This is a genomic window from Mycobacterium sp. (assembly GCF_051006775.1).
Lineage (GTDB): Bacteria > Actinomycetota > Actinomycetes > Mycobacteriales > Mycobacteriaceae > Mycobacterium.
The window spans coordinates 1-20,907 of sequence record NZ_JBPCSX010000253.1; the positions used below are offsets into that span (position 1 = coordinate 1).

Sequence of the window (20,907 nt, forward strand, 5' to 3'; positions counted from 1 at the left end):
CCAGCGACACGTAGACGACGACCATCCCGATCATCGTCACGGCCAACCAGGTATCGGGTCTGGTCCGGCGCAGGAACAGACCGGTGACCGCGCCGGTCATCATCAGGCACTGGAACACCAGATCGAGGTCGAGGCCGCGTTGGCCGACCACGAAGGTGTGCAGCAGGTTGATCACGACCATGCCGATCAGCACCCCGAAGAACAGCGGCCGGACCTGGCTGAAGGCCACCTCGGGATCCACCTGAGGGTCAAGGTCGGACTGTGGCAGTAGGAACGACATCACCAGGATCCCGGCCGGCACAGTGAGGAAGGCCAGCAGTGCGAGAACGGAGATCTCCGGCGTCTTGACGGCGTATTTCACCGCAAGCCACACCTGCACGGTGAGCGCCAGCAGGAAGACCTGCCAGAGCATCGCGGGTGCGAACGGCCGGCGTGTCCCGTGCCGCCAGTCCCGCATGGCGATCGCCAGTTCCTGCAGCACCCGGCCGAAGGCCATGCCCAGGATCACCGTGTAGAAAAACCACACCCAGCGATGATGGCACGACCGGTCAGCAATCCACCCTCAGCCAGCCCGTGGTGTGCCGGTAGAACGTGGACCTCTGGGCCTCTCGCGGGCCAGGAACCCCGTCTCTGACGACGACGACGCCGGTGGTCCCCAGTTGCGCGGCCCGGCCGCTGACCCACCGTCGCCGCGGGCCCCCGATGAGGGTGGCCCGCAATCCGGGCATGGTGGGAGTCGGCTCGATTCGCACGCCGGCGGCCTCACCGTCGAACAGGGCGGCGTCGTCGACCACCGCCTCCCCGTGCAGTGTTTTCGCACCCGCCGGCGGTAGCCAGGATGCTGCGCCCGCCAACACGGTCCCGGTGTCGTCCCGGATCAGCGGAACCCGCCGAGCGGGGCGCGAGATCGCGCGGTGGGCGCGAAGCCAGCTCAGCGGCCCTCCCCGGACGTGGGCCACCTCGACGTCGAGCCGCTCGGAGCGCATCAGCCTGGTCAAAACGGCTGCCAGGTCGGCATTGGAGCCCACAACCGCCACCCGTCGGGCATCGGTGATGGCCGGCTCTACTCCGGCCGGATCGGTTATCCGTGCCGGGGTCAGCGAGACCAGCGGTCGGGGCACTCGACGGTCCCCGAAGACCAATACTTTGATCGGACTACTCGTCAACTGCCCTCCAGGTGGCGCGCTCCGATAGGGTGGCACACCGGCTGGACACACTAAGCCAGGAGTGGAGCGGGGTCACGCCATGCCGGCAATCGTCCTCATCGGCGCCCAATGGGGCGACGAGGGCAAAGGTAAGGCCACCGACCTTCTCGGTGGCCGGGTTCAGTGGGTTGTGCGCTATCAGGGCGGCAACAACGCCGGACATACCGTTGTGCTGCCCACCGGGGAGAACTTCGCTCTGCACCTCATCCCGTCGGGCATTCTCACGCCCGGGGTCACCAACGTCATCGGCAACGGCGTCGTCGTCGATCCCGGGGTGCTGCTGACCGAGCTGCGCGGGCTCGAGGATCGCGGCGTCGACACCTCGCGGCTGCTGATCTCTGCAGACGCGCACCTACTGATGCCGTACCACGTCGCCATCGACAAGGTCACCGAGCGCTATCTCGGCAACAAGAAGATCGGTACCACCGGCCGCGGTATCGGACCCTGCTACCAGGACAAGATCGCCCGCATCGGCATCAGGGTCGCTGACGTGCTCGACCCCGATCTGCTGGCCGCAAAGATCGGCGCCGCGCTGGAATTCAAGAACCAGGTGCTGGTCAAGATCTACAACCGGAAAGCTTTGAACGTCGACGAGATGACCGAGGCGCTGCTTGTCCAGGCTCAGGGATTCGCCCACCGCATCGCCGACACCCGGCTGCTGTTGGGTGAGGCGCTGGAGGCCGGTGAGACCGTTCTGCTGGAGGGCTCACAGGGCACCCTGCTCGACGTCGACCACGGCACCTACCCGTACGTGACCTCGTCCAACCCGACCGCCGGCGGGGCGGCCGTGGGATCAGGTATCGGACCCACCCGGATAACCGCGGTGCTCGGCATCCTGAAGGCGTACACCACCCGGGTCGGCTCCGGTCCGTTCCCGACCGAGCTGTTCGACGAGAACGGCGCCTACCTGAGCAAGACCGGGGGGGAAGTAGGCGTGACGACCGGTCGCGCGCGCCGTTGCGGCTGGTTTGACGCCGTGATCGCCCGCTACGCCACCCGGGTCAACGGGATCACCGACTACTTCCTGACCAAACTCGATGTGCTCTCCAGCCTGGAGACCGTGCCGATCTGTGTCGGTTACACGGTGGATGGCAAGCGCACCAACGAGATGCCGATGACCCAGAGCGATATTGCCCGCGCGGTCCCGGTGTACGAGGAGATGCCCGGCTGGTGGGAGGACATCTCCTCCGCGCGGGATTTCGAGGACCTTCCCGTCAAGGCTCGTGACTATGTTCTGCGTCTGGAAGACCTTGCCGGAGCACATATCTCGTGCATCGGTGTGGGTCCGGGTCGGGAGCAGACCATCGTTCGCCGTGACGTGCTGGCCCCGCGGACGTGACCGATCCTCGCGAGCTCGATCCCGACTCGGTTCAAGCGCGGGATCCTCGCGAGCTCGATCCCGACTACGACAAACACGGCGGCTTTCCGCGGTTCCAGGTTCTCGACGAGCCTCCGGGTTTCGGCCGGTTCGTGGCGGCCATGCGCCGCGCCCATGACCTCGCGGTGTCCTCGGACGCCCCGGACTGGGATCAGGCTGCCGACCGTGTGGAGGATCTGATCGCTTACCTCGCTCCGCATGCGCAACCGGGTGGGTCGGCGCCTGCCGGTCGGGTCGCGGCGCTCCCCGGTGCGGGCAGCGTGCTGATGCCGCCCTGGCAGATCCGCGACTTCAACCCCGAAGCCGTCGAGGTCGGGGTCCAGTTCAGCCGCTACCACGTCGGGGGTAACAACGCTGTCCACGGAGGTGTCGTGGCGATGATGTTCGACGTGATGTGCGGGATCATCATTCACGCCATCGGCCGGCCCATCAGCCGCACCGCTTTCCTCCATGTCGACTACCGCAAAATCACCCCGATCGATGTGCCGCTGACGATGCGCGGCTGGTCGTCGAAGATCGAGGGCCGTAAAACGTTCGTGAACGCCGAGCTGACCGGCCCGGACGGAACGCTACTGGCCGAGTCCAACGGTCTGATGGTGCAGTTGCTGCCCGGGCAGCCCTGAGTCTGAAACCATTGCCTGGTGGCCGACAAAACGAGAACACCGCACAGCCTCACGACTCCTCGGGCCGCGGCCCTGGCCGGTGTGTTGTTCGCGGTGCTGTTCGGCGCCGCAATCATTCTGATCCGTTCGTCACTACCGGAAACGGCACAACCGGGTGCCAGGTGGATCGACGACGGCGCTGACAAGATCCGGCTTGCCTCCGAGTTGATGCCGTTCGCCGGCATCTGCTTTCTGTGGTTCATCGGTGTGGTTCGGGCCAACCTCGGCCGGTTCGAGGACAAGTTCTTCGCCACCGTGACGATGGGCAGCGGTCTTCTCTTTCTGGCAATGATGTTCGCCTCGGCCGCGGTGGGCGCCGGACTGGTCGAGAGCCGGCACTACTCCGGTGGCGGAATCGCCGATTCGAGTGTCGGGGTATTCGGCCAGATGCTGCTGCTGAAGCTGTCCAAGACCTATGCGCTACGGATGGCGGCGGTGTTCATGATGTCGCTGGCCACCATCTGGCTGCGCACCGGGCTGATGCCGCGCTGGCTGGTGGTTGTCAGCTACGCCGCGGCCCTGACCCTCACCATCGGTGGAGACACCAGCATGTGGCTGACGCTGGCGTTCCCGGGCTGGGTACTGATCGTCAGCGTGCTATTTCTGGTTCGGGCCGGGGTCTTCGCTAGTCATCGAGACGACTGATCGGGATTGCGTCGGTCCTCTCGATATCGTCGCCGCGGAACGCCGGCCACCAGATTGCCGGACCGATCAGGGTGAACAACGCCGGAATCACCACGGTGCGAACGACGAAGGTGTCCAGCAGAATGCCCAGGCCGACGATGATGCCCAACTGGGTCAACGCAATCAGCGGCAGCACACCGAGTACGGCGAATACCGCCGCGAGCACGATTCCGGCACTGGTGATCACCGCCCCGGTCGCCGAGACCGCCCGCACGATTCCGCCTCGGGTGCCGTAAAGCGGTGTCTCCTCCTGGGCGCGGGTCACCAGGAAGATGGTGTAGTCGACCCCGAGTGCCACCAGGAAGAGGAACGCGAACAGTGGCGTGGTGTTGTCCAGGGCGGGGAAGCCGAGCAAGTGCACGCTGACCCACCCGCCCATCCCGAGAGCGGCCAGCGTCGACAGCGTTGTCGTAGCCACCAGCACCAACGGTGCCAATAGTGCGCGCAGTAGCAGGTAGAGCACTGCTAGAACCACGATGAGGATCGCCGGAATCACCACCCAGCGGTCCCGGATTGCGGTGTTCCTGGTATCCAGCGCGGTGGCATCCGCGCCGCCGACGAGCGCGTCGGGATCGGCCTTGCGCACCGAATCCCGAAGTTTCGCAACGGTACTGAAGGCCGCATCAGATGCCGGTGCAGCGTCGAGCACAACCTGCCACTGGCTTAGCCCGGTGTCGGAGACCCCGGCCGGTGTGATCGAGGCGATCCCCGGGGTGGCAGCCAGGGCCGCCTGCACCGCATCTGCATCGGCGGTTCGGGCGATCACCCGCGTCGGGTCGGTCAGGCCGCCGGGGAAGTGAGCCGAGAGCGTTGTGAAGCCGGTGACCGAGTCGGCGCGCACCCGGAACTGGTCGATCAGCGACAGACCTACCGGGATGCCGATCAGACCGGTGGCGAGGATGCCCAGTACGAGGATTGATGCCACCGTCACCCGAGTGGCGTGACCGGACACCCAGTCAGCAACCCGATGCCAGGCGCCGGTGGTGGTGATCTCTGCCGATCCGGCCCGAGGGATGAAGGGCCAGAACAACTTCGGGCCGAAGAGTGCCAGGAGTGGAGGCAGTACCAGGAGGACGAAAATCGCGGCCACCAGCAGACCTGAGGCGGCCTGCACACCCAGGCTACGGGTAGTGGGCGAGGAGGCCAGAAGCAGCGAGAGCAGGGCCAGCACCACGGTGGCGTTACTGGCGACGATCGCCGGCCCGGCGAAACGCACGGCGGTGCGCAGGGCCTGTCGGTGCGTCGGATCCCGCCGCAATTCCTCGCGGTAGCGCGAGATCAACAAGAGTGCGTAATTGGTGCCTGCGCCGAACACCAGCACGCTGGTGATCCCCGAGGTCGATCCGTCACCACCGAGACCCGTCACTTCGGCCACGGCTGCTCCCGCCACGGCCGCGATCCGGTCGGCGAACGCGATCACCAGCAACGGCACCAGCCAGAGCACCGGCGAGCGATAGGTGATGATCAACAGCAACGCCACCACGGCTCCCGTGACGGCGAGCAGGTTGATATTGGCACCGGCGAACGAGTTGGCGATATCGGCTCCGAACGCGGGTCCGCCGGTGACGCTGGCGATTAGGCCGTCCGGTAGGCCGTCGCGGGCGGCCGCACGCAACGCAGTCACGGCATCGGAGAGCCCGAACCCGGTGAGGTCAGGGTTCAGCGCCACCGGTGCCACTGCTGCCTGACCGTCGGTGGCGGGGATGACCGGTGGTCCGGGTGCATCGACGACGCCGGCCACCCCGGCCATCCGGTCCCGGGCCTGCTGCGCCGCCCCCAGATCCTCCGGCGACAGAGCCGCGCCGTCGGCCCGGCTGATCACCAGCAGGACCGGTGTGGTGTCACCGCCGGGGAACTGTTTGATCAATTCGGCCGCCCGGACCGACTCCGCGCTGGGGGGTAGGACTACCGGCGACTGCTGGGCCGAGGTGCTCTGCGGGATCAATCCCAGGACTGCACCCCCGAGTGCGGCGACAAACAGGGCCAGGACCCAGGATCGCCGGCTGGAGACGAGTTCTCCGATCCGGTCCCAGAAGGGCCGGCGGGATTCGGGGGCTCGATGCATACCCTCATCTTGGGCCACGTCATCTTGAGGAGCCCGCATATCCTTCACGGCATGGGAGACGCCGCGCCGGATCAGCCGGAGGACAGCAATACCGTCGCACCGCTTCTCATCGCGCTCGGCATCGTTGTGTTCGTTCTGATTGCAATGACCGGTTTTCGGATGATCGGGGGCGATCGGACCACCGATGAGAGCCTGGTCGGTCGCGCCGTCGTGGCTCAGAACGATGCTCTGCAACGCGAGGACTACTCCGCATTCCGGGGCTACACCTGCGTGGCACAGCAGGGTGCGCAGGCGGATGTGATCGCCGGTCAGCAGAGGTCCAAGACCGATCGGGGTGCCCGCTTCGTCGACGACGTGACCGATATCAAGATCGACGGCGACCGCGCCGCCGCCACCGTCGTCTATCACTTCGAGAGGACCCCGGATGACAAGGTCACATCGCCGACGGCCTTCGTCCGGGAGGACAGTGGGTGGAAGGTGTGCTCGGCCGGTCCCCGTTAGGGGTGTGGGAGACTCTCGAACGTGACCTATGCCGGTGACATCACCCCCCTGGACAGCTGGAAGCTGCTCAAGGAGAACCCCGATGCGGTTCTCGTCGACGTCCGCACCGACGCGGAATGGCGGTGGGTCGGCGTGCCGGATCTGTCCGGTCTCGGCCGCGGCGTGGTCTTCGTCGAATGGAACACCGCCGCCGGGCGTAATGAGAACTTCGTCGCCGATCTGATCGCCGCGGGGGTCAGCCCGGGTGAGCGGCCGGTCATCTTCCTGTGCCGTTCGGGAAACCGGTCGATTCCGGCCGCGCAAGCGGCGACGGCCGCCGGTATCGCTCCCTCCTACAACATGCTTGAGGGATTCGAGGGGCAACTCGATGAGAGCGGCCATCGCGGTGTCACCGGGTGGCGTGCAGACGGCCTGCCCTGGAAGCAGACATGAGCGACGCCATCCCTTCGGTGCGGATTCCGAAGCCACTTCCCGACGGTGTCAGTCAGGAAACCATCGGAGTGCGCGGCGGACTGCTGCGATCCGGTTTCGACGAGACTTCCGAGGCGATCTTCCTGAACTCCGGGTACGTCTACACCTCGGCCGCAGAAGCCGAGAAGGCGTTCACCGGCGAGGTGGACCGGTTCGTCTACTCGCGGTACGGCAACCCGACCATCGAGATGTTCCAGGAGCGACTCCGTCTCATCGAAGGCGCGGAGGCGGCGTTCGCCACCGCCTCCGGTATGGCGGCGGTGTTCACCGGCCTGGGGGCGCTGCTGGCCGCCGGCGACCGACTTGTGGCCGCCCGCAGCCTGTTTGGCTCGTGTTTCGTGGTGTGCAACGAGATCCTGCCGCGCTGGGGAGTGGAGACGGTGTTCGTCGACGGTGAGGACCTCGACCAATGGCAACAGGCGCTGTCGAAGCCCACCGCGGCAGTGTTCTTCGAAACCCCGTCCAACCCGATGCAGTCCCTGGTGGATATCGCCGCGGTATCGGAGATGGCGCATGCGGCGGGTGCGAAAGTGGTGCTGGACAACATCTTCGCGACACCACTGCTACAGAAGGGCCTCCCACTCGGTGTCGACGTCGTGATCTACTCGGGCACCAAGCACATCGATGGCCAGGGACGCGTTCTCGGCGGAGCGATCCTGGGCGACAAGGAGTACATCGAGGGCCCGGTGCAGACCCTGATGCGTCATACCGGCCCCGCCCTGAGTCCGTTCAATGCCTGGGTGCTCCTCAAAGGCCTCGAGACGATGTCGGTTCGGGTGAACTACAGCAATGCCTCCGCGCAACGGATCGCGGAGTTCCTGGAGGCTCACAGGGCGGTTCGCTGGGTGCGGTATCCCTTCCTGCCGTCCCATCCGCAGTACGAACTGGCCAAGCGACAGATGTCCGGCGGCGGCACCGTCATCACCTTTGAACTCGACGCTCCGGAGGGTCGCGGCAAAGAGCGTGCGTTCGAGGTACTCGACAGGTTGTCCGTCATCGACATCTCCAACAATCTGGGCGACTCCAAGTCGTTGATCACCCACCCGGCGACCACAACCCACCGTGCGATGGGCCCCGAGGGTCGGGCAGCCATCGGTCTTGGTGACGGCGTCGTGCGCATCTCGGTCGGACTCGAGGGCACCGAGGACCTGATCGCCGACCTCGCACGCGCACTGGGCTAGCCGTGTCGCGGAACTCGCAGGCCAAGAAGGCGCGCCGGAAGAAGCGGCAGACCACCCGCGAGGCCCGATGGACACCCACTGAGCCGGCCGGCGCACTCGACGACCCCGCCGCCCAATTACTCTCGGCTGCCGAGCAATTCGATGACTGGATTGTCTCCCGCGGATGGACATTCGACGAAGAGAACTCAGCCGAGGGTCTCGCCACGTGGTTTTACGAGCCTTCGGCGATCGAAATCGACGACGAGGACGAGCCGGTGACCCGGGTCTGGTTCACCGTCAACGGTGGAGAAGATGATTTCCCGAACGCGGTCAACGCGGTGCTGGTCGGCAGCGATGAGGATGATGGCGTCTTCACGCTCAGCCCGGACCTGCTGGTGCAACGGGTGGCCGAAATCGAGGCGTACCGCCCCGGCGATCCGCGGCCGCTGATCGACTAAGCGGGGCGGCTCGGCATTGCCTTGCTGACGGCCTCGCGGATCGGGCCGGTCCACAGATCGCCGTGCCCGGGAATGAGGACCTCGGTGCCGGCCTGTGCGAGGGTGCTCAGGCTGCGCACGCAATCGGCCTCGCTGTGATTGAACATCGCCGGGAGCAGTTGAGGCCCGCGATGGGAGGCAAGCGGGTGACCGGTGACCAGGGCGTCACCGCTGACCAGGACACCATCCACGATGTAGGAGCAGTGCCCGCCGGTGTGTCCGGGTGTCGGCAGGGCCACCGGCCGGCCGGGCAGCGTCGCGGCGATCTCGTCGGTGAGCGCGCAAGTGCTCGGGATGCCCGTGCGCACCAGACCGCCGTTACCCGCCACCTGCAGCGACCACATCAGCCAGCGCAGCCGCCAGGCCTGTGCCATCAGCGTGGCCGGGGCGACCTGCTGCAGGTACTCCCGCTTGGCGTGGCCGACTTCGTCGACGTGGCAGTACACCGGGGTGCGGTGGGTGGCGGCGAACCAGATCGCCGTCCCGAGGTGGTCGATATGGGCATGGGTCAGCAGGATCGCCCGCACATCGGAGGGGGCGAAACCGAGCCGATCCAGGGAGGAGACCACGTCGGCGCGGCTGCCGGGGAAGCCGGCGTCGATGAGGATCACCCCGGAGTCGTCGCTCACCAACGTCCAGTTCACCAGAGGCGTTTGTGCCAGGTGAACCTGATCGGAAACCGCGGTCAGCACCGGTGCCATCGCCCGAGTGTAGGGGGGTGGAGTAGAAACAACCCTGTGGCTGAATTGAAATTGGGATACAAGGCGTCGGCGGAGCAATTCGGGCCGCGTGAGTTGGTGGAACTCGGCGTGCTGGCCGAGGCGCACGGGATGGACAGTGCGTGGGTCAGCGACCACTTCAATCCGTGGCGCCACGAGGGCGGGCACGCACCCTTCGCGTTGTCGTGGATCACGGCGGTCGGCGAGCGCACCAACCGCATCGTGCTGGGCACCTCGGTTCTGACCCCGACTTTCCGTTACAACCCCGCGGTGATGGCACAGGCCTTCGCCACCATGGGGTGCCTGTACCCCGGCCGGGTGATCCTCGGGGTGGGCACCGGTGAGGCGCTCAACGAGATCGCCACCGGGGCGATTGTGGAATGGCCGGACTTCAAGGAGCGCTTCGCCCGGCTGCGGGAGTCGGTGAAGCTGATGCGCGAACTGTGGCGGGGAGAGCCGGTCGACTTCGACGGTGATTACTTCCATCTCAAGGGCGCGTCGATCTACGACGTCCCCGACGGTGGCGTACCGGTGTACATCGGTGCGGGCGGTCCGGTGGTGGCCAAGTACGCCGGTCGCGCCGGCGACGGCTTCATCTGCACCTCGGGTAAGGGTGAGGAACTCTACGTCGACAAGCTGCTGCCCGCGGTGCGCGAGGGCGCCGAAGCGGCCGGCCGCGACGTCGACGCCGTCGACAAGCTGATCGAGATCAAGATCTCCTACGACACCGACCCCGAGGTGGCCCTGAACAACTGCCGGTTCTGGGCCCCGCTGTCGCTGACCCCGGAGCAGAAACACAGCGTGTCCTCTCCACAGGAGATGGAGCGGCTGGCCGACCAGCTGCCGATCGAGCAGGTCGCGAAGCGCTGGATCGTGTCGGCGGATCCGGACGAGGCGGTCGAGAAGGTGGCCTCGTACGTCGGATACGGGCTCAACCACCTTGTTTTCCACGCGCCAGGCCATGACCAGCGCCGGTTCCTGGAGCTGTTCGAGCGCGACCTGCTACCCCGGCTGCGGAAACTTGGCTCGTGACCCGAGCGACCACCTCGATCTACGTCGCATCACCGGAAGGAGAGACCGGCAAGTCGACGATCGCACTTGGTCTGCTGCACCGGTTGTCGGTGATGGTGCCCAAGGTCGGGGTGTTCCGGCCCATCACCCGCCGGGAGGATCGCGACTACATACTGGAGTTGCTGCTCGCCCGCAGTGATGCCGGGCTGAACTACGACGACTGCATCGGGGTGAGTTATCAACGGCTGCATGAGGATCCGGACGGCGCGATCGCCGATATCGTAGATCGCTACCACGCTGTTGCCGACCGGTGCAATGCCATGGTGATCGTGGGTTCGGACTACACCGACGTGGCCACGCCCACCGAACTCGCCGTAAATGCACGCATTGCCGCTAATCTCGGTGCTCCCGTGCTGCTGTCGGTGCGGGGGACCGGCCGCACGCCCGGCGAGATTGCGGCCGTCGTGGAACTGTGTGTTGCCGAGTTGAACCTTGAGCACGCCCATACCGCGGCGGTGGTGGCGAACCGATGCGACCCGGCCACGATGGATGCCGTTCTGGATGCGTGTAAGGACATCGGCCCGAGTGTCTATGTGCTGCCAGAGGAGCCACTCCTGGTCGCCCCGACGGTCGGGGAGTTGTGCGCGGCGGTGCAGGGCACCCTGGTGCACGGCGATCCTTCACTGCTTTCCCGCGAGGTGATGGGCGTGATGGTGGCAGGTATGACTGCCGACCACTGCCTGGAGCGATTGACCGAGGGGATAGCCGTCATCACCCCCGGTGACCGCTCCGACGTGGTGCTGGCGGTGGCCAGCGCGCATGCGGCCGAGGGGTTTCCGTCGCTGTCGGCCATCGTGCTCAACGGCGGTCTGTCACTGCACCGTGAGATTGCCAGACTGGTAACCGGTCTGGGCCTGCGTCTGCCGATCGTCGCCACCGAACTCGGCACATTCGCGACCGCCAGTGCTGTTGCCGCCGTACGTGGGCGGGTGACCGCTACCTCTGAGCGCAAGATCGATACCGCCATCACACTGATGGAACGCCACGTCGATACCGCGGATTTGCTTGAGCGTCTTGCCATCCCGATACCCTCGGTGACCACGCCGCAGATGTTCGCCTATCAGCTGATGGAGCGGGCCCGCGCTGACCGCAAGCGCATCGTGCTGCCGGAGGGGGATGACGACCGGATTCTGCAGGCCGCCGGTCGGCTGCTGCGCCGTGGGCTCGCCCACCTGACCATCCTCGGCGATGAGACTCGAGTTCGTTCCCGCGCGGCTGAACTCGGGGTGGATCTGAGTGCGGCCACCGTGCTGAATCCTCGGACATCGGAGCTGTGCGATCTGTTCGCCTCCCAGTACGCCGAGATGCGCAAGAAGAAGGGCGTGACCCTCGAGCAGGCGGGCGAGATCATCCGTGACGTTTCGTACTTCGGCACCATGCTGGTGCACAACGACATCGTCGACGGAATGGTGTCGGGTGCGGCGCACACCACCGCTCATACCGTCCGCCCGGCATTCGAGATCATCAAGACCCAGCCCGGTGTGTCAACCGTGTCGAGCATCTTCCTTATGTGCCTCAAGGATCAGGTACTGGCTTACGGCGACTGCGCAATCGTGCCCGACCCGACCGCAGCGGAACTCGCCGACATCGCCATCAGCTCGGCGCGAACGGCCGCGCAGTTCGGCATCGACCCACGGGTGGCGATGCTGTCCTATTCCACCGGAGAGTCCGGCACCGGAGCCGGTGTCGACAAAGTCAGGGCGGCAACCGAACTCGTGCGCCAGCGTGAGCCTGGTCTGCTGGTAGAGGGCCCGATCCAGTACGACGCCGCGGTAGCCCCGACAGTCGCGGCCGCGAAGATGCCGGACTCGGAGGTGGCCGGCCGCGCCACTGTGCTGATCTTCCCCGATCTCAACACCGGTAACAACACCTATAAGGCCGTTCAGCGCAGCGCCGGCGCAATCGCCATCGGCCCGGTGCTGCAGGGCCTCAACAAGCCGGTCAACGACCTGTCCCGCGGCGCGCTGGTGGAGGACATCGTTTACACCGTCGCTATCACCGCGATCCAGGCGCAGGCGGTGTGATGGGTGACACCGTCCTGGTCCTCAACTCCGGATCGTCCTCACTGAAATACCAACTCGTCGCGCCCGATAGCGGTGAGTCGATCGCGCACGGCATCGTCGAGAGGATCGGCGAGGACGGCGAGATTCCGGATCACGAGGCAGCTCTGCGCGCCGTCTTCACCCGGCTGGCCGAGCAGGGTTACGACCTCGACAGCCTCGGTTTGGCGGCTGTCGGCCACCGCGTGGTCCACGGCGGTTCGAAGTTCTATGCCCCCGCCGTCATCGACGGCGCGCTGTTGGATGAGATTCGGGAGCTGTCCACGCTGGCGCCGCTGCACAATCCACCGGCGGTGCTCGGTATCGAGGTTGCGCGCCGGGTGCTGCCCGACGTTCCGCATATCGCGGCATTCGATACAGCGTTTTTCCATGATCTTCCTGCGGCCGCGGCCACCTACGCGATCGACCGCGAAGTCGCGCGGCAATGGGGTATCCGGCGCTACGGTTTCCACGGCACCTCCCACGAATTCGTCAGCCGCGAGGTCGCCGAATTCCTCGGTGTCCCAGTCGAATCTCTGAACCAGATCGTGCTGCATCTCGGTAATGGCGCGTCGGCCTCGGCGATCGCAGGCGGCCGGGCCGTCGACACCTCCATGGGTATGACGCCGATGGAGGGACTCGTGATGGGTACCCGCTCCGGAGACATCGACCCCGGGGTCATCTTCTACCTCTGGCGTGCAGCCGGAATGGGGGACGACGAGATCGAGGCGATACTCAACCGGCGCTCCGGGATGCTCGGGCTCAGCGGGGAGATCGACTTCCGGACCATTCAGCAGGGCATCGACGCCGGCGACGACGCAGCCCGTCTTGCCTATGACGTCTACATCCATCGGCTCCGCAAGTACATCGGTGGGTATCTGGCGGTGCTCGGTCACACCGATGTCATCACCTTCACCGCGGGAGTGGGGGAGAACGACTCCCGAGTGCGCCGGGATTCTCTCAGCGGCTTGACCCAGTTGGGCATCGAACTCGACGAGGAGCTCAACGGTCAACCGGCTGGGGGCCCGCGTCGCATCTCGGCGGCGACGTCCTCCATCACGGTGCTGGTGGTCCCTACCAACGAGGATCTCGCCATCGCACGGGCCTGCCTGGCGGTGCTCTGAACGGCTAGAAGGTCGTCAGCGGGCGCACCTGATTGGCGAGGTCGACCAGCGCGTAGCGGTGTGCCTGGCTCGGCGTGACCCGAGCCAGGTTGCGCAGCGATGCCTCCACCCCGAGCCGCAGTCCGTGCTCGGTGAACGGGAACCCCAGGATGTGTTGCGGGCTGGCCTGGTGGGCGGCGATCCAGTCCATGGCGGTGCCGAGCACCAGTGCCCGGATCTGTAGCACCCGCGGCTCGGTGTCGGGGAGCGACTCCACCCGCCGCGCGGCGTCGCGTATCTGCTCCTCGGTGAGCTCGTGGGCCGATCGACCGGACAGTAGGGTCACCGCGCTGGTGAGTCGCGCGGTGATGAAATGCCTTGAGGCGACTGGAACTTCATCGAGGGTTGTCACCGCGGCAGCTCGGTCGCCCTCGACCGACTGTGCCCGGGCCAGACCGAAGCCCGCCGAGATGATGTTGTTGTCGGTATGCCAGACGGTCTGATAGAACGGCCGCTCATCGGAGTTGCCGGCGAGTTCGGCGGTTGCAGCCAGTGCCAGCTTGGGGGCAAGTTCACCGGGGAACGTGTCGAGTACCTCGGTGAAATGCTTTTCGGCCGAGTCGAAGTCGGCGGTGAGCAGCTCCGAGACGGCCTTGAACCACACCAGCCGCCAGCGCCAGCCGACTCGCTCTGCGAGGTCTTCCAGCTTGCGGTTTGCTTTCGCGACATCGCCGAGGTCCAGCAACGCCCGGACCTCCATCAGGGTCAGTTCCACCGACTCGGTCAGGTCGGCGCCCTCGGACTCAAGGCTGCCGTGCCGGGCGGCGCGAAGTGAGTCCAGAGTCTGGACCGGCTGGGACAGCACCGTCGCCGAGAGCACCGTGGCCGCCACGTCGGTCGGGTCCACCAGTGGTACCGGGAGCGCGGTGACGATCTCGGTGGCGGTGAGCCGTTCGGTGTGGACCAAACCGTCGATGTACACATCGGTGTGGGCGACGAGCAGTTCCACGCCGAATGTCGAACGGGTACGGGTGAATACCGTTGAGAGGCCCGGCCGAGGTACACCGCTGTCGTCGGCCACCACCTCGCGCAGCACGCCGAGCAACTGAGCGGACATCTCCTCGGCGCTGGAGAACCGCCGCCGCGGATCCGGGTCGATGGCGCGGCGCAGCAGTCGACCGAACGAGTCGTAGCGCGCCAACACCGGGTCGTCCGACGGCAGTCCGTCTACGTAGCGGCCCTTGCGGGTTTTCAGTTGAAGCGTGAGAGCGGCCAGCGTTCGCCCGACCGTATAGATGTCGGTGGCGACGGTCGGGCCGGTGCGCACGATCTCCGGAGCCTGGTAGCCGGGTGTGCCGTAGAGATATCCGAAGGAATTGATCCTCGATACCGCGCCGAGGTCGATCAGCTTCAGCTGCTCCTCGGTAACCATGATGTTCTCCGGCTTGAGGTCGTTGTAGCACAGGCCCATCGAATGCAGGTAGCCCAGCGCGGGGAGGATCTCCAGCATGTAGGCGATGGCCTCGGCGACGGGCAGCTTCTCGCCCCGGGGCGGCTTGAGCGACTTGCCGCCGACGTACTCCATGACGATGTAACCCACCGGCTCGCCGCGGGAGTCCGGGTGTTCGACGAAGTTGAAGATCTGAACGATGGAGGGATGCACCACCTCGGCGAGGAACTGCCGCTCGGCCATCGCGATGGCTTGTGCCTCGGCATCCCCGGCGTGCACCAGGCCTTTAAGCACCACCGGGCGTTCGTTGACGTTGTGGTCGACAGCCAGGTACACCCAGCCCAGCCCACCGTGAGCCACGCAGCCTTTGATCTCGTACTGGTCGGCGATCATGTCCCCGGGGTTGAGCTGGGGCAGGAACGAGAAGGCGCTGCCGCAGTGCGGGCAGAGGCCTTCGGACTCGGCCTCGCGGCCGTCATCTGACCGGCCGACCGGGCGCCCGCAGTTCCAGCAGAACCGTTTCAATTCGGCAACAACGGGATTGACCATCAGTGCGGCCAGCGGATCGATCTCGGGAACCCTGGGTATCTCCACCAGGCCGCCGCCGAGGCGGCGTCGGGGAGACGGGGCACGTACCGCCGTCGGGGGGTCCCCGATGTGGATCGGCTCCCTGCCGACTGTGTCCACGTCGCCGTCGAACTGCGGCCGGAACACCGCCTGCGTCGACATAGGTCGCATGGTCGCGACCGAGTCTGTGGCCGGCCGGGTACCGGGGTCGGCGTCGGTGTTGTCCACGGTGTCCATCAGGCGCCCATCAATCCAGGTATCTCGGCTCGGGCGGTGACGGCGCCGGACCCAGCACGGTCAACCACTTGCGGTACAGGGTGTCCCAGGTCCCGTCGGTCCGGATCCGATCCAGGGTGCCGTTGACGAAACGGACCAGACCGGTGTTGGTCAGGTTGATCCCTATTCCGTAGGGCTGCTCGGCCATATCGGGCCCGACGATGTGCAGGTAGGGATCCTGGGCCACCAGCCCGGCAAGGATGGCGTCATCGGTGCTGACTGCGTCGACCTCATGCTGCTGCAGCGCCACCAGGCAGTCTGCCCAGGTGACCACAGCGACCACCGTTGGCGGCGGGGTGATCTCTTGGACCCGTTGCAGCGAGGTGGTCCCGCGTGCGACGCACACCCGCTTACCGGACAGGTCCGACGGTCCGGCGATTGGTGAGTCTCGCGGGGCCAGAATCCGTTGGAAGGCGGTGAAATACACGGTCGAGAAGTTCACCTGCGTGCGTCGTTCGCAGGTCATGGTCATTGTCTTGACCACGATGTCGACGCCTGCGTTCTGCAGTGCGGTGATCCGGTCAGCAGATGACAGGATCCGGTACTCCACCGCTGTCGGGGTGCCGAAGATATCGCGGGCCACCTCGCCGGCGAGGTCGACGTCGAACCCGGTGATCTCCCCGGTGATCGGGTCGCGGAAGGAGAACAGGTTGCTGCCGATATCCAAGCCGACCACCAGGCGGCCGCGGGCCCGGATGGAGGCCACCGCCGCTTCGGCCTCGGCGCTGTCGGTGAAGGGCCGCAGGCTTGCCGTCCGGTCGCAGGTCTCCGGGGCTGATTCCACCGGCGGTGGCACCGCGGCCAGTGTCTCCATCCCAGCGGGGGTCGGTGGCGCCAGAGTCGGTGTCGGCGCTGTTGCGAGATCGGGTCCTGGGGCGCAGGCGGTCAGGGTGACCGTCAACAGCGCCAGGGATGCGAGACCGGTTCTCATCACACTGTGTTTGTTCTTCGCGCGAGCGCTCATCACCGCTTGTTTGTTCTTCGCGCGAGCGCTCATCACCGATACTCGCTCATCCTGGGCCACAGTCCCAGTGCAACCGCGACCGCCGCACCGGCCGAGAGCAGCACCCCGCCCACCGTCGTCCCGGACAGCACCCGCCTGGCGGACATGATGTCGCCACGCAGACGGTCGCGGCTCTCCTGAATCCCCGCGGACAGAGCGTCATTCAATTCGTCGAACGCCGGTGTCGAGTCGTCGTCGGCGGTTCCCAGCGCCACCTGGGTGGCGGCCTGATAATCGCCTACCTCGATATAGGCGTTGATCCGCTCATCGGCCTGCCGCCACTTCGTCAGCAGTTGGCCGGCGTCGGCCAACTGCTCTGCGGCGATGGCATGTGGGCCGGCCAGGTAGGCGGTGAGTTGGGTCTGCATCGAATCGACGCGCTGGTAGTAGGAACGCTTACGGACATCCTGATCGCCGCGGCGGATCAGCGCCAGTGTCTCATCGGCGCGGGCCTGCTGTGCGGTGATGGCAAGGCCGGTAACGGTTTTCAGTGACGCAGCGGCAGTGGTCTTGGCTGTCCGGCTGCCGGCAGTCGAGATGGTCAGCGCGGTGCCGACCCAGATGATCAGGATGATGAAGGCAAGGCCGCCGGCGATGAGGCCGAGATTGACTCTTCGCTTTGTCCGTTCGGCGAGCCAGCGGTGCGTGAAGAGTCCGAAGATCATCGTCGCTCCCACCACGATGATGACCGGAGCCGGTATGGCGGCTGACTCCGTGGTTTCGGAGTCCACCCGGGCCGAGGTCTGTTCGTAGAGCCGCTGGGCGTCGGGCAGGATGATGTCCTGCATCAGCGCGGAGGCTTCCGACAGGTACGACGAACCCACCGGGTTGCCCAGCCGGTTGTTGGTGCGGGCGGTCTCGATCAGCCCGGTGTAGACGGCGAGTTGCGCGTTGACCCGGCCCAGCAACTCGACCAGCGGAGGCTCGGTGAGCCCACTGGAGGCCCGGGTGACGGCGACGGCCGCATCGGTGATCGCTTGTTCGTAGCGCTGGCGGACCGCGCGCGGTTCGGCGCCGGCGATGAACGCCGTCGACGCGGCGGCGTCAGCCACCGACAGGGTGGTGTAGAGCTGGCCGGCGGCGAATGACAGCGGCTCCGTGTGATCGAGCACCCTGTTGAGCTGTTGCTGACGCACCGTGATCGTGGTGGAGATGGCGAATGCGCTGAGGATCCCCAGGCTGGCCAGGACCATGCCGATGGCGAGGATCCGGCCCGGTGTTGTCTTGGCGAACCACCACCAGGTACGCGCAGGCTCAGCCGCCGACCGCTGCGCCAACGGCTCGGTCGACGGATGGGCCAACTCGACGGTCACCTGGGTGAGACCTCACTCCCCTTGCCGGGATTAATCGCTACCTGAGTAAACCTTAAGAGCATGTCATCGCGAGGGCGCTTGATCGAGCTGGCCGCAACATCGTGGCGTCTCCATCCTGTCCTGCCTATCCTGAAGCGCGTGCGAGGTGATGGTGACGGCTGGGTGGTGTCGCACGCGGGAACCCATCACTGGGGGCGGTTCGGCGCTGCCGGGCTTCTACTTCGCGCGCCCCGTTCCGACGGCAGCCCCGCGGTCCTGCTGCAGCACCGTGCAGTGTGGAGTCACCAGGGTGGAACCTGGGGACTGCCCGGCGGGGCACTGGACAGCCACGAAGAGCCCGAGGACGCCGCCCTGCGCGAGGCTGAGGAGGAGGCCGGCCTATCAGCCGGTGAGCTGGCGGTGCGTGCGCGGGTGATGACGGCGGAGGTGGACGGGCCCGACGGCACGTACTGGAGCTACACCACCGTCGTCGCCGACGCACCGGCCCTGCTGGCGACGGTGCCCAACCGGGAAAGCGCCGAGTTGCGGTGGGTGGCCGAGGACGAGGTGACCGAATTGCCGCTGCATCCCGGCTTCGCCGCCAGTTGGCAACGTCTGCGAATCAGCGTCGCGGTCCCGCCGCACGACTGCGGATCCGGCCCGCACACCATGGAGATCGTCGGCGTGGGCTTCGCCTGGTGCCCGTCCGCCTGATCAGCCGGCCGCCATCAGCGTCGCTCGGAGCCGGCCGGCCGCCGCGCCCGGATCCGGTGCGTCGGTGATGGCCCTGACCACAACGATGCGCCGCGCCCCGGCGTCGATCACCTCGTCGATCCGTCGCTCGTCGATGCCGCCGATGGCGAACCACGGCTTGTCCGCACCCATCGATGCGACCGCGCGGATCAGATCGAGGCCGGGCGCCGGGCGGCCCGGCTTGGTCGGCGTCGGCCAGCACGGGCCCACGCAGAAGTAATCCACGTCCTCCATCAGCGCGCGGGCGGCCTCGCCGGTCTCATGAGTCGAGCGCCCGATAAGTGCCTGGCGGCCGACGATCTCCCTGGCCACCTCCAGTGGCAGGTCGTCCTGGCCCAGGTGCAGCACATCAGCCCCGGCGGCGCGGGCGATGTCGGCTCGGTCGTTGACCGCCACCAGCGCCCCGTGCCTGCGGGCGACATCGGCCAGGATCTCCAGGGCGGCCAGTTCAGCACCGGCTTCCAACGGGCCGAACTGCTTTTCCCCGGCGGAACCCTTGTCGCGGAGCTGGATGATGTCCACCCCGCCGGCCAGCGCCGCCTCGGCGAACTCTTCGAGGTCCCCGCGTTCACGGCGGGCGTCGGTGCACAGGTACAGCCGGGCGCCGGAGAGTCGAGGTTCGTGCACACCGCGACGGTAGCGGCTAGCGTTGAAGACCGACACGGGAGTCCCGGGCGTGGGGCTGAGAGTGGACGGCGCATCCGTCCTGACCGTCACACACCTGATCCGGGTAATGCCGGCGAAGGAAGCGAAGGGGAATTCATGAGTTCGTCGGGATCCGACGACCTGGCCGTCATCGGTGGTGGTGTCATCGGCCTCGCGGTCGCCCGCCGGGCTGCGCAGACCGGTATGTCGGTGCGGGTGCACCGCAGGACCGACGATCGCGGCGCGGGCTGGGTGGCCGGCGGCATGATCGCCCCGTGCAGCGAGGGCTGGCCGGGTGACGAGCAGCTGCTGCGGATCGGTCTTGAGTCATTGGCGCTGTGGAATGCCGAGGGCCCGGGCTCCTTCCTCGACGGACTGCCCGACGACGTCGTCACCGCCCGGGAGTCATTGGTGGTCGCTGTCGACAGCGGCGATGTGGCCGACCTACGGACGGTCGCCGAGTGGTTGGCCGGCCAGGGTCATCCGGTCACCATGACCACTGCTGCACGCGATGTGGAACCGCTTCTGGCTCAGGGTATCCGGCACGGTTTCCAGGCTGTTGACGAGCTGGCCATCGACAACCGCAAAGTGGTCGGGGCCCTCGAGGTGGAATGCACCCGGCTTGGAATCCGGTGGGCCGGACCGGCGCACACCATCAGGGAGGCACTCCTGGGTGCCAACACTGTCGTAATCGCCAACGGAATCGACGCCCCGGCGCTGTGGCCGGGACTGCAGGTTCGCCCGGTCAAGGGTGAGGTGCTGCGGCTGCGTTGGCGGCGCGGCTGTATGCCGCCGCCGCAACGGGTGGTCCGCGCCAGGGTGCACGGCCGGCCGGTATACCTGGTGCCCAGGGCCGACGGCGTGGTGGTCGGGGCCACCCAGTACGAGCACGGCCGCGATACCGCCCCCTCGGTCGCCGGCGTGCGTGAACTGCTCGACGACGCCTGCGCGGTGATACCCGCCCTCGGTGAATATGAGCTGGCCGAGTGCGCGGCCGGGCTGCGGCCGATGACCCCGGACAACATTCCGCTGGTCGGCCGCCTCGACGACCGCACCCTGGTGGCCACCGGACACGGTCGTTCCGGTTTCCTGCTGGCACCGTGGACCGCCGAGCGGATCGTTGCCGAACTTCTGGTGGGAGTAGGCGCGTGAACGTGACGGTCAATGATGTGGACGTCCATGTCGAGGAGGGCATCACGATCTCAGTGCTGCTCGACGATATGGGGCTTGGTGGCCGCGGCGTGGCGGTCGCTCTGAACTGGATGGTGTTACCCCGGTCGCAGTGGGACTCCGCGGTGCCGGCCGGCGCCCGGGTCGAGGTCGTCACGGCGGTTCAGGGTGGCTGAAATGTTGACCATCGCCGACC

Annotated in this window: 21 protein-coding genes; 13 read left to right on the plus strand and 8 right to left on the minus strand. The window is 66.7% G+C overall.

Annotated features, from left to right (window positions below):
- Positions 1 to 526: hypothetical protein (locus tag ACR2JI_RS17715; RefSeq protein ID WP_526392364.1), on the minus strand; the 526-nt coding region annotated here is incomplete at its 3' end.
- 22 nt (positions 527 to 548) lie between these two features.
- Positions 549 to 1,166 carry a peptidase M50 gene (locus tag ACR2JI_RS17720; RefSeq protein ID WP_526392366.1) on the minus strand — a complete coding sequence of 206 codons (618 nt, stop codon included), beginning with the start codon at positions 1,164 to 1,166 and terminating at the stop codon, positions 549 to 551.
- A gap of 79 nt (positions 1,167 to 1,245) precedes the next feature.
- On the opposite strand from ACR2JI_RS17720, the gene ACR2JI_RS17725 reads away from it, so the two are divergent.
- The 3 genes from ACR2JI_RS17725 to ACR2JI_RS17735 are packed head-to-tail and all read left to right on the plus strand — an operon-like array spanning position 1,246 to position 3,890.
- Positions 1,246 to 2,544, plus strand: a complete 1,299-nt coding sequence (locus ACR2JI_RS17725; protein ID WP_526392368.1) for an adenylosuccinate synthase — start codon at positions 1,246 to 1,248, stop codon at positions 2,542 to 2,544.
- Positions 2,541 to 3,206: a PaaI family thioesterase gene (locus ACR2JI_RS17730; RefSeq protein WP_526392370.1), complete on the plus strand. Its 666-nt coding sequence runs from the start codon at positions 2,541 to 2,543 to the stop codon at positions 3,204 to 3,206. The genes ACR2JI_RS17725 and ACR2JI_RS17730 overlap by 4 nt, the downstream gene beginning before the upstream one ends.
- A gap of 18 nt (positions 3,207 to 3,224) precedes the next feature.
- Positions 3,225 to 3,890 (plus strand): hypothetical protein, encoded by a 666-nt coding sequence (locus ACR2JI_RS17735; protein WP_526392372.1) that lies wholly within the window; start codon positions 3,225 to 3,227, stop codon positions 3,888 to 3,890.
- Here the strand turns inward: ACR2JI_RS17735 and ACR2JI_RS17740 are convergent.
- The gene (locus ACR2JI_RS17740) at positions 3,871 to 5,994 is read right to left on the minus strand and encodes an MMPL family transporter (RefSeq protein WP_526392374.1); all 2,124 of its coding nucleotides are present in this window, start codon (positions 5,992 to 5,994) and stop codon (positions 3,871 to 3,873) included. The genes ACR2JI_RS17735 and ACR2JI_RS17740 overlap by 20 nt on opposite strands.
- A gap of 51 nt (positions 5,995 to 6,045) precedes the next feature.
- On the opposite strand from ACR2JI_RS17740, the gene ACR2JI_RS17745 reads away from it, so the two are divergent.
- Genes ACR2JI_RS17745 through ACR2JI_RS17760 form a run of 4 tightly spaced genes read left to right on the plus strand, consistent with a single transcriptional unit; the run spans position 6,046 to position 8,584 of the window.
- Positions 6,046 to 6,495 (plus strand): Rv0361 family membrane protein, encoded by a 450-nt coding sequence (locus ACR2JI_RS17745; RefSeq protein WP_526392376.1) that lies wholly within the window; start codon positions 6,046 to 6,048, stop codon positions 6,493 to 6,495.
- A 21-nt stretch (positions 6,496 to 6,516) separates the two neighbouring features.
- Complete coding sequence (locus tag ACR2JI_RS17750; RefSeq protein WP_526392378.1) at positions 6,517 to 6,927, plus strand: rhodanese-like domain-containing protein; 411 nt, start codon at positions 6,517 to 6,519, stop codon at positions 6,925 to 6,927.
- On the plus strand, positions 6,924 to 8,147 hold the full coding sequence (locus tag ACR2JI_RS17755; RefSeq protein WP_526392380.1) for an O-succinylhomoserine sulfhydrylase: 1,224 nt from the start codon (positions 6,924 to 6,926) through the stop codon (positions 8,145 to 8,147). Before ACR2JI_RS17750 ends, ACR2JI_RS17755 begins: the two co-directional genes overlap by 4 nt.
- A gap of 2 nt (positions 8,148 to 8,149) precedes the next feature.
- The gene (locus ACR2JI_RS17760) at positions 8,150 to 8,584 is read left to right on the plus strand and encodes a hypothetical protein (protein ID WP_526392382.1); all 435 of its coding nucleotides are present in this window, start codon (positions 8,150 to 8,152) and stop codon (positions 8,582 to 8,584) included.
- Here ACR2JI_RS17760 and ACR2JI_RS17765 read toward each other — a convergent pair.
- Positions 8,581 to 9,324: an MBL fold metallo-hydrolase gene (locus ACR2JI_RS17765; RefSeq protein ID WP_526392384.1), complete on the minus strand. Its 744-nt coding sequence runs from the start codon at positions 9,322 to 9,324 to the stop codon at positions 8,581 to 8,583. The two genes, ACR2JI_RS17760 and ACR2JI_RS17765, sit on opposite strands and share 4 nt — an antisense overlap.
- Before the next feature lie 36 nt (positions 9,325 to 9,360).
- Here ACR2JI_RS17765 and fgd point away from each other — a divergent pair, with 36 nt between their 5' ends.
- The 3 genes from fgd to ACR2JI_RS17780 are packed head-to-tail and all read left to right on the plus strand — an operon-like array spanning position 9,361 to position 13,576.
- The gene (gene fgd, locus ACR2JI_RS17770; protein ID WP_526392386.1) at positions 9,361 to 10,374 is read left to right on the plus strand and encodes a glucose-6-phosphate dehydrogenase (coenzyme-F420); all 1,014 of its coding nucleotides are present in this window, start codon (positions 9,361 to 9,363) and stop codon (positions 10,372 to 10,374) included.
- On the plus strand, positions 10,371 to 12,437 hold the full coding sequence (gene pta / locus ACR2JI_RS17775; RefSeq protein ID WP_526392388.1) for a phosphate acetyltransferase: 2,067 nt from the start codon (positions 10,371 to 10,373) through the stop codon (positions 12,435 to 12,437). Before fgd ends, pta begins: the two co-directional genes overlap by 4 nt.
- Complete coding sequence (locus ACR2JI_RS17780; RefSeq protein ID WP_526392390.1) at positions 12,437 to 13,576, plus strand: acetate/propionate family kinase; 1,140 nt, start codon at positions 12,437 to 12,439, stop codon at positions 13,574 to 13,576. The genes pta and ACR2JI_RS17780 overlap by 1 nt, the downstream gene beginning before the upstream one ends.
- 4 nt (positions 13,577 to 13,580) lie before the next feature.
- On the opposite strand, the gene ACR2JI_RS17785 is transcribed toward ACR2JI_RS17780, so the two are convergent.
- From ACR2JI_RS17785 to ACR2JI_RS17795, 3 genes are all read right to left on the minus strand, one after another.
- On the minus strand, positions 13,581 to 15,809 hold the full coding sequence (locus ACR2JI_RS17785) for a serine/threonine-protein kinase (RefSeq protein WP_526392392.1): 2,229 nt from the start codon (positions 15,807 to 15,809) through the stop codon (positions 13,581 to 13,583).
- 10 nt (positions 15,810 to 15,819) lie between these two features.
- Positions 15,820 to 16,779 (minus strand): glutamate ABC transporter substrate-binding protein, encoded by a 960-nt coding sequence (locus ACR2JI_RS17790; protein ID WP_526392404.1) that lies wholly within the window; start codon positions 16,777 to 16,779, stop codon positions 15,820 to 15,822.
- 65 nt (positions 16,780 to 16,844) lie between these two features.
- Positions 16,845 to 18,164, minus strand: a complete 1,320-nt coding sequence (locus ACR2JI_RS17795; protein WP_526392394.1) for a GlnX family signal transduction membrane protein — start codon at positions 18,162 to 18,164, stop codon at positions 16,845 to 16,847.
- Positions 18,165 to 18,302: 138 nt separating this feature from the next.
- Here ACR2JI_RS17795 and ACR2JI_RS17800 point away from each other — a divergent pair, with 138 nt between their 5' ends.
- Positions 18,303 to 18,857 (plus strand): NUDIX domain-containing protein, encoded by a 555-nt coding sequence (locus ACR2JI_RS17800; RefSeq protein WP_526392396.1) that lies wholly within the window; start codon positions 18,303 to 18,305, stop codon positions 18,855 to 18,857.
- Here the strand turns inward: ACR2JI_RS17800 and thiE are convergent, their stop codons facing one another.
- The gene (gene thiE / locus ACR2JI_RS17805) at positions 18,858 to 19,523 is read right to left on the minus strand and encodes a thiamine phosphate synthase (RefSeq protein ID WP_526392398.1); all 666 of its coding nucleotides are present in this window, start codon (positions 19,521 to 19,523) and stop codon (positions 18,858 to 18,860) included.
- Between the two features lie 135 nt (positions 19,524 to 19,658).
- Between thiE and thiO the strand changes: the two genes are divergently transcribed.
- Together thiO and thiS are read left to right on the plus strand one after the other, a co-directional pair.
- Positions 19,659 to 20,693, plus strand: coding sequence for a glycine oxidase ThiO (thiO, locus tag ACR2JI_RS17810; protein WP_526392400.1), 1,035 nt, complete (start codon positions 19,659 to 19,661; stop codon positions 20,691 to 20,693).
- Entirely contained in the window at positions 20,690 to 20,887 is a 198-nt protein-coding gene (thiS, locus tag ACR2JI_RS17815) for a sulfur carrier protein ThiS (RefSeq protein WP_526392402.1), read from the plus strand. The genes thiO and thiS overlap by 4 nt, the downstream gene beginning before the upstream one ends.
- Positions 20,888 to 20,907: the final 20 nt, after the last annotated feature.

Coding starts and splice junctions, on each gene's coding strand:
- ACR2JI_RS17755 (WP_526392380.1), top strand. CDS start 6,924: ATGAGCGACGCCATCCCTTCGGTGCGGATTCCGAAGCCACTTCCCGAC.
- ACR2JI_RS17765 (WP_526392384.1), bottom strand. CDS start 9,324: ATGGCACCGGTGCTGACCGCGGTTTCCGATCAGGTTCACCTGGCACAA.
- ACR2JI_RS17740 (WP_526392374.1), bottom strand. CDS start 5,994: ATGCATCGAGCCCCCGAATCCCGCCGGCCCTTCTGGGACCGGATCGGA.
- thiO (WP_526392400.1), top strand. CDS start 19,659: ATGAGTTCGTCGGGATCCGACGACCTGGCCGTCATCGGTGGTGGTGTC.
- ACR2JI_RS17725 (WP_526392368.1), top strand. CDS start 1,246: ATGCCGGCAATCGTCCTCATCGGCGCCCAATGGGGCGACGAGGGCAAA.
- ACR2JI_RS17790 (WP_526392404.1), bottom strand. CDS start 16,779: ATGAGAACCGGTCTCGCATCCCTGGCGCTGTTGACGGTCACCCTGACC.
- ACR2JI_RS17780 (WP_526392390.1), top strand. CDS start 12,437: ATGGGTGACACCGTCCTGGTCCTCAACTCCGGATCGTCCTCACTGAAA.
- ACR2JI_RS17745 (WP_526392376.1), top strand. CDS start 6,046: ATGGGAGACGCCGCGCCGGATCAGCCGGAGGACAGCAATACCGTCGCA.
- ACR2JI_RS17785 (WP_526392392.1), bottom strand. CDS start 15,809: ATGGACACCGTGGACAACACCGACGCCGACCCCGGTACCCGGCCGGCC.